This window comes from Nocardioides marmoraquaticus (genome assembly GCF_054777915.1).
The window spans coordinates 1-7,149 of record NZ_BAAHAA010000044.1 but is presented as its reverse complement, the minus strand read 5'-3'; the positions used below and the strand labels follow the sequence as shown (position 1 = coordinate 7,149).

Genomic DNA, 7,149 nt, shown 5'->3' with positions numbered 1-7,149 from the left:
CGGGCGGCGTCGGCGCGGCGCCACGCCAGGCCGGCGAGGTGGGCGAGCCGTCGGGCCAGGCCGCGCAGGTGGCGCTGGGCGGCGTCGCCGTCGGGCAGGTCGAGCGCGGTGGCGAGGTCGGGCCAGTACTCGGGCACCACGCGGTCGGTGGCGCGGCCCGCCACGGTCTGGAGCGCGTCGCGCACGTCGAGCAGCCCGAGACGGGTGCGCTCGACGTCGGCGTGGGGCACGTCGACGAGCCAGCTGGCGACCAGGGCGCGCAGCAGCGTGGCGTCGCGCAGCCCGCCGGTGGACTGCTTGAGGTCGGGCACGGAGGCGTGCGCCAGCTCGGGGTGCTCGCGGCGCCGCTCGGCGACGAGGTGCTGCAGCTCGGCCAGGCGCAGCCGGGCGTCACGACGCCACTGCGTCAGCACCGCGGTGCGCAGCCGCAACGTCAGGTGGGCGTCGCCGGCGAGGTGACGGCAGTCGAGCATGCCGGTCGCGACCCGGAGGTCGGCGGAGGCCTGCTCGAGCACCTCCTCGACGGTGCGCACGGCGTGGTCGACCGCCGCACCGGAGTCCCACAGCGGGTACCAGACCAGCCCGGCCCACTCCCCCACCTCGACGTCGGCGTCGTGCACCAGCACCACGTCGAGGTCGCTGAAGGGGGCGAGCTCGCCCCGGCCGTAGCCACCGACCGCGACCAGCGCGACGCCCTGGGACGGACACTCCGCCTTGGCGAACGCCGTCGCGCACAGCTCGTCGGCCGCCCGCGCGCGCTCGGCCCGCTCGGTGGCGGTCACGGTCCCTACAGCGCCTCGGCGTCGCGCTCGCCCGTGCGGACCCGCACGACCGCCTCGACCGGCGCGACCCAGACCTTGCCGTCGCCGATGCGACCGGTGCGGGCCGCGCCCACGAGGGCGTCGACCACGGGCTCGACCCGGGCGTCGTCGAGGACGACCTCGACGCGCAGCTTGGAGACCAGCGAGACGTCGTACTCGGCGCCCCGGTAGACCTCGGTGTGACCCTTCTGGCGGCCGTAGCCGCTGACCTCGCTGACCGTCATGCCGGTGACGCCGACGGCCTCGAGGGCCGCTCGCACGGCCTCCCACGTGTGCGGCTTGACCACCGCGGTGACGAGCTTCATCGCCCGGATCCTCCTCTGGGTGTGCCCTGGTCTCGAGCTGTCCCCGCGCAGCCTGCCAGGTGAGGGCCGGCGCGGGTACGCCGCGACGCCCGCGGCGGCACCGGGCAGGGGCCCGGCGCCGTCACGGGCGTCGTGGTCGGTCCGCGCGCCGCGCAGCAGGCGACGCGCGGACCGGGTCTGCGGACCACAGACCGGTGGTTCAGATCGCGGCCTCGTCGCGGTCGCCGGTGCGGACCCGGACCACCGAATCGACCGGGGAGACCCAGACCTTGCCGTCGCCGATCCGGCCGGTCTGCGCCGCCTTGACGACGATCCCGCTGACGTCCTCGACGTCGGCGTCCTCGACGAGGATCTCCACGCGGATCTTCGGCACCAGCGCGATGTCGTACTCCGCGCCCCGGTAGACCTCGGTGTGGCCCTTCTGCCGGCCGTAGCCGCTGACCTCGCTGACGGTCATGCCGGTGACGCCGAAGGCCTCGAGCGCCGAGCGGACCTCTTCCCACTTGTGCGGCTTGATGACCGCGGTCACGAGCTTCATGCGCTGACCCCCTTCGCCTCGGCGTCGGCCTGGGCGCGAGCGCTCGGCGACGGGGCCGAGAGCACACCTCCGGAGCGCGACACGAACTCGTACGCCGTCTCGGAGTGCTCGACCGAGTCGATGCCCTCGACCTCGTCCTCCGCGTCGAGGCGGAAGCCGATGGTCTTCTGGATCGCGAAGCCGATCACGAGCGTCACCACGAACGAGTAGGCGAGCACGACCAGCGCGCCCACCGTCTGGCGCCACAGCTGGTCGACGCCGCCGCCGTAGAAGAGGCCGTCGATGCCGGCGGTGGCCGAGGCGGTGCCGAAGAACCCGACGGCGATGGTGCCCCAGAGGCCGCCGACGAGGTGCACGCCGACCACGTCGAGGGAGTCGTCGACGTTGAAGCGGTACTTCAGGCCGACGGCGAGGGCGCAGAGCACGCCGGCGATGGCGCCGATGGCGATGGCGCCCAGCGGCGAGACCGCGGTGCAGGACGGCGTGATGGCGACGAGGCCGGCGACCACGCCGGAGGCGGCACCCAGCGAGGTGGCGTGGCCGTCGCGGAGCTTCTCGACGGCAAGCCAGCCGAGGACGGCGGCGGCGGTGGCGACGATGGTGGTGACGAAGACCTCGGCCGCCTGGCCGTTGGCCGACAGCGCCGAGCCGGCGTTGAAGCCGAACCAGCCGAACCACAGCAGGCCCGCGCCGACCATGACGAGCGGCAGGTTGTGCGGCCGCATCGGGTCGCGCTTCCAGCCGACCCGCTTGCCGAGCACGAAGGCCAGGGCGAGGCCCGCGGCGCCGGCGTTGATGTGCACCGCGGTGCCACCGGCGAAGTCGACGGCCAGCAGGGTGTTGGCGATCCAGCCGCCGGTCTCGGAGACCGCGCCGTCGAAGGAGAACACCCAGTGGGCCACCGGGAAGTAGACCAGCGTCGCCCAGATGGCCGAGAAGACCAGCCACGGGCCGAACTTGGCGCGGTCGGCGATCGAGCCGGAGATCAGCGCGACGGTGATGATCGCGAAGACCGCCTGGAAGCCGACGAAGGCGGCCAGCGGGACGGTGAAGACGAGGTTGCTCGCCGCGAAGCCGTTGTCTATGCCCTCGGTGCCGAAGACGCCGGCCAGGCCGAAGAACTGCGTCGGGTCGCCGAGCAGGCCGCCCCCGATGTCGTCGCCGAAGGCGATCGAGAAGCCGTAGAGCGTCCAGAGCACGGTGATGAGAGCCAGCGCGCTGAAGCTCATCATCATCATGTTGAGCACGCTCTTGGCGCGGACCATGCCGCCGTAGAAGAGTGCGAGACCTGGCGTCATGAGCAGCACGAGAGCCGCCGACGTCAGGACCCAGGCGGTGTCGCCGGTGTCCATGGGACCTCCATGAGTGGTGAGAGTGACCGTCGGGCCCGGCGCAGGCGCGACGGCGTCGTCGCGACCACGGAGGGGGCCGGTTGGCGGACACTCTCCGTGCACGAGGTTTCACCGACGGCAGCGTCGTGTTTCGTGCGTGTGACGGCTGGGCGGGGCGCGTTACGGCGACGTGACAATCGTCGATTCGGACAAAAGCATCTTAAAGTACGTCGCCGCACCTAACCTTGCAGAGTGGAAGCCAGCCTGACCGACGCACCCGACGCCCTCGCCGGCGCCGGGCTCCCGGAGGTGCTCCCGGGGTTCGTCGACCCGCAGGTCGACCGCGCGCCGGGAGCGACCCCCACCGCACCGCCGCCGGCCGTGACGACGTACGCCGACGCGGTCGCGCTGGCCGGCTCGCTCGCGGACCAGCTGGCCGGTCAGCTGGCCGACCCGCCCGTGGCACCCGTGCGGCGCAAGCGCGGGCGGCCGCGCGACCCCCACGCCGACGGCCGCATCCTGGCCGCCGCGTCGTCGCTCATCCTGCTCCGCGGGTTCGACGCCATGACGGTCGACGAGGTCGCCGCCACCGCCGGTGTCGGCAAGGCCACCGTCTACCGCCGCTGGGCCCGCAAGGAGGACCTCGCGGTGGCGGCCATGGAGCGGCTCTACAACGACGAGATGCCGGTGCCCGACACCGGCACCCTGCGCGGCGACCTCGCCGAGGCCTACCGCGCACAGCTGGGCTTCGCCCGCTCCGCGGCCGGCGCCGACTACCTCCGCACGCTGGTCAAGGAGTCGATGCGCGACGACCGCATGGCTGCGCTCTACCGCGCCGCCCACGACCGCTCCGAGCGCAACGCCCAGGTCATCTTCGACCGCGCCAAGCAGCGCGGCGAGCTCGACGTCGACGTGCCGGTCGAGCTGCTGGTCAAGCTGCTCTCGGGCCTGGTCGTGCTCGCGACCGTGATGGGCAACGACACCCCGAGCCCCGACGAGGTCGACGCGCTGGTGGACCTCGTGGTCCGCGGCATCAGCAGCTGAGGACCACCCGGTCGGCCGCCGCTCTCAGTCGCTCAGCAGGGCCTCGACGAAGGTCGCGGGGTCGAACGGCGCCAGGTCGTCGGCCCCCTCCCCGACGCCGACCAGCTTGACCGGCACGCCCAGCTCGCGCTGGACCGCCACCACGATGCCGCCCTTGGCGGAGCCGTCGAGCTTGGTCAGCACGATGCCGCTGACGTCGACCGCCTCGCGGAAGACCCGGGCCTGGACCAGGCCGTTCTGGCCCGTCGTGGCGTCGAGGACCAGCAGCACCTCGGTGACGGCCGCCTGCTTCTCCACGACCCGCTTGACCTTGCCGAGCTCGTCCATCAGCCCGGCCTTGTTCTGCAGCCGGCCCGCGGTGTCGACGACGACGACGTCGGCCTGCTGCTCGACCCCGGTGCGCACGGCGTCGAAGGCCACGCTCGCCGGGTCACCGCCCTCGGGACCGCTGACGACGTCGACGCCGACGCGCTCGCCCCACGTGGTCAGCTGCTCGGTGGCCGCGGCGCGGAAGGTGTCGGCCGCGCCGAGCACGACCGACTTGTCCTGGGCGACCAGGACGCGCGCGAGCTTGCCCACCGACGTGGTCTTGCCGGCGCCGTTGACGCCCACGACGAGCACGACGCCCGGCTTGCCGTCGGCGCCGGTGACCGCGATGCGGCGGTCCATGGTGGGGTCGACCAGCGCCAGCAGCTCCTCGCGCAGGACCGTGCGGGGGTCGGCCGCGGCGCCCTCGACCCGCAGCCGGGTGCGCAGCTTCTCGACCAGCTCCTGGGTGGGGCCGACGCCGACGTCGGCGGTGATGAGGGTGTCCTCGAGCTCCTCCCAGGTGTCCTCGTCGAGCCGGTCGCGCGACAGCAGCGCGAGCAGGCCGCGACCGAAGCCACCCTGCGAGCGCGCGAGCCGCTGGCGCAGCCGGACCAGCCGGCCGGCCGTGCCCTCCGGACGCTCCAGGACCGGCGCCTGCTCCTCGACCGGCGCGGGCGGCGCCTCGACGGTCTCCGGCGGCGCCTCGGTCGGCGGCGGTTCGGTGATGACACCGCCGCGCGGCGCCTCGGTGGGCGCCTCGGGCGGCGCCTTCGGCTGCTTGCGGCCGTTGACGAAGGCGACGAGGCCGACGACGACGCCGACGAGCAGCAGGGCGACGCCGAGGACGACGTACAGGGTCACACCGGTCATGACCCGATCCAACCAAACCGCGCTGGGCGGCCCGGTCGGCAGGTGGGTCGGTCAGCGGCGGCTGGACTCCTCGACCGGCCGGTCGGCGCGCTCGATGTGGGGCGCCACGGTGGGCAGCGACTCGACGCCCCGGCGCAGGGCGCGGCCGAGACCGGGCGCGCCCGGGACCTCCTCGCCGCGGTAGGGGTAGGCGGCGTACACGATGACGACGGCGGCGGCGGCCAGGGCGAGCAGCAGCACGACCACGAGGGCACCCATGGGGGACTCCTGGGACGACAGGGACTGACGGGGGAAGGTGTCGCCGAGCGACAGGGGCGGCGTACCCGGATCTGGAGCGAGCGACGCGCCCCAGGTTAGGACAGACCGGGAGGGACCAGCACCTCGACCACCGACCGCACCTCGTCGGGGACGGGGCGGACCTCCCGACCGGCGCCGGTGTTGTCGACGTAGACGTGGACGAAGCGGCCCTCGGCGTTGGCGTCCGGGCCCTCGCCCTGGAAGAGCCCGATCCGGTAGGTCACCGACGACGAGCCCAACCGCTCGACGGCGAGGCCGAGCTCGACGGGCTCGGGGTAGCCGACCTCGGCGAAGTAGCGGCACGACACCTCGGCCACCACGCCGACGGCGGGCAGGGTGCGGATGTCGGTGCCGCTGGCCTCGGCGAGGTGGGCGTTGACCGCGGTGTCGATGAGCTCGAAGTAGCGCGCGTTGTTCATGTGGCCGTAGACGTCGACGTCGGCCCAGCGCGTCGTGGCGGTGCGCCAGACGGCGTAGTCGGCCCGGGTGGGGCGCGGGGGGCGCTCGGCCATCAGGCGGCCCTCATGCGGAGGCCGGCTCGCGCAGCCGCTGGCTGATGACCGTGGTCACGCCGTCGCCGCGCATCGTCACGCCGTAGAGGGCGTCGCCGACCTCCATGGTGCGCTTCTGGTGGGTGATCACGAGCAGCTGCGAGCTCTCGCGGAGCTCCTCGTAGATGTCGAGCAGCCGGCCGAGGTTGGTGTCGTCGAGCGCGGCCTCGACCTCGTCGAGGATGTAGAACGGCGACGGCCGGGCCTTGAAGAGCGCGACCAGGAACGCGACCGCCACCAGCGAGCGCTCACCACCCGAGAGCAGCGAGAGCCGCTTGACCTTCTTGCCGGGCGGCCGCGCCTCGACCTCGACGCCGGTGGTGAGCATGTCGCCGGGGTCGGTCAGCACCAGCCGGCCCTCGCCGCCGGGGAAGAGCCGGGCGAAGGTGGCGTCGAAGGCGCGCTGCACGTCGGCGTAGGCCTCGGTGAAGACCTGCTCGACGCGGGCGTCGACCTCGCGCACGATGTCGAGCAGGTCGCCCCGCGTGGTGCGGAGGTCCTCGAGCTGCTCGGTGAGGAACTTGTGGCGCTCCTCGAGCGCCGAGAACTCCTCCAGCGCCAGCGGGTTGATCCGACCGAGCTGGGCCAGGGCACGCTCGGCGAGCTTGAGCCGGGCGGTCTGCTCGGTGCGGTCGTACGCCGTGGGGTCGGGGGCCTCCTCGCCGTCGCCGACGGGGCCGACGAAGGGCACCAGCTGGTCGGGGCCGTACTCGGCGACCAGGGCGTCGGGGTCGAGGCCCAGCTCCTCGAGGGCGCGCTCCTGGAGCTGCTCGAGACGCATCTTCTGCTGGGCGCGGGCCATCTCGTCGCGGTGGCTCTCGCTGACCAGCTCGTCGAGCGCCCGGCCGAGGTCGCGCAGCGCCGTGCGGGTCTCGCGCAGCGCGGTCTCGCGGCCCGCACGCGCCTGCTCGACCTCGGTACGACGCTCCGCCGCCACCGCGAGCGACCGCTCGAGGCGCTCGAGCACTGCTGCGGCGGCCCGCGCGACCAGCTCGCCGCGCCGGCCCTCGGCGAGCAGCTTCTCGCGGCGGGCCAGCGCCTGGGCGCGGGCCTCGCGCTCCTGGCGGGCGGCACGACGCAGGC

9 protein-coding genes are annotated in these 7,149 nt (G+C 73.8%); 1 reads left to right on the top strand and 8 read right to left on the bottom strand.

All coding sequences use genetic code 11. The features are described 5' to 3' along the window. The 4 genes from ACYU8I_RS18690 to ACYU8I_RS18675 form a co-directional block, all read right to left on the bottom strand. On the bottom strand, positions 1 to 782 hold a 782-nt coding region (locus tag ACYU8I_RS18690), incomplete at its 3' end, for a nucleotidyltransferase domain-containing protein (RefSeq protein ID WP_460843821.1). A gap of 5 nt (positions 783 to 787) precedes the next feature. Next, a complete protein-coding gene (locus ACYU8I_RS18685; RefSeq protein WP_460843818.1) occupies positions 788 to 1,126 on the bottom strand; it encodes a P-II family nitrogen regulator in 339 nt (112 codons plus the stop codon). A 199-nt stretch (positions 1,127 to 1,325) separates the two neighbouring features. Further along, positions 1,326 to 1,664: a P-II family nitrogen regulator gene (locus ACYU8I_RS18680; RefSeq protein ID WP_460843816.1), complete on the bottom strand. Its 339-nt coding sequence runs from the start codon at positions 1,662 to 1,664 to the stop codon at positions 1,326 to 1,328. Then, positions 1,661 to 3,016, bottom strand: coding sequence for an ammonium transporter (locus tag ACYU8I_RS18675; protein ID WP_460843813.1), 1,356 nt, complete (start codon positions 3,014 to 3,016; stop codon positions 1,661 to 1,663). Before ACYU8I_RS18675 ends, ACYU8I_RS18680 begins: the two co-directional genes overlap by 4 nt. Positions 3,017 to 3,247: 231 nt before the next feature. Here ACYU8I_RS18675 and ACYU8I_RS18670 point away from each other — a divergent pair, with 231 nt between their 5' ends. After that, on the top strand, positions 3,248 to 4,039 hold the full coding sequence (locus ACYU8I_RS18670) for a TetR/AcrR family transcriptional regulator (protein ID WP_460843811.1): 792 nt from the start codon (positions 3,248 to 3,250) through the stop codon (positions 4,037 to 4,039). A 24-nt stretch (positions 4,040 to 4,063) separates the two neighbouring features. Here the strand turns inward: ACYU8I_RS18670 and ftsY are convergent, their stop codons facing one another. The 4 genes from ftsY to ACYU8I_RS18650 form a co-directional block, all read right to left on the bottom strand. Further along, positions 4,064 to 5,218 carry a signal recognition particle-docking protein FtsY gene (gene ftsY, locus ACYU8I_RS18665; RefSeq protein WP_460843809.1) on the bottom strand — a complete coding sequence of 385 codons (1,155 nt, stop codon included), beginning with the start codon at positions 5,216 to 5,218 and terminating at the stop codon, positions 4,064 to 4,066. Positions 5,219 to 5,269: 51 nt separating this feature from the next. After that, positions 5,270 to 5,476 carry a hypothetical protein gene (locus tag ACYU8I_RS18660; protein ID WP_460843808.1) on the bottom strand — a complete coding sequence of 69 codons (207 nt, stop codon included), beginning with the start codon at positions 5,474 to 5,476 and terminating at the stop codon, positions 5,270 to 5,272. A 95-nt stretch (positions 5,477 to 5,571) separates the two neighbouring features. Beyond that, positions 5,572 to 6,027 carry an acyl-CoA thioesterase gene (locus tag ACYU8I_RS18655; RefSeq protein ID WP_460843806.1) on the bottom strand — a complete coding sequence of 152 codons (456 nt, stop codon included), beginning with the start codon at positions 6,025 to 6,027 and terminating at the stop codon, positions 5,572 to 5,574. A gap of 10 nt (positions 6,028 to 6,037) precedes the next feature. Continuing rightward, on the bottom strand, positions 6,038 to 7,149 hold a 1,112-nt coding region (locus ACYU8I_RS18650; protein WP_460843803.1), incomplete at its 5' end, for an AAA family ATPase.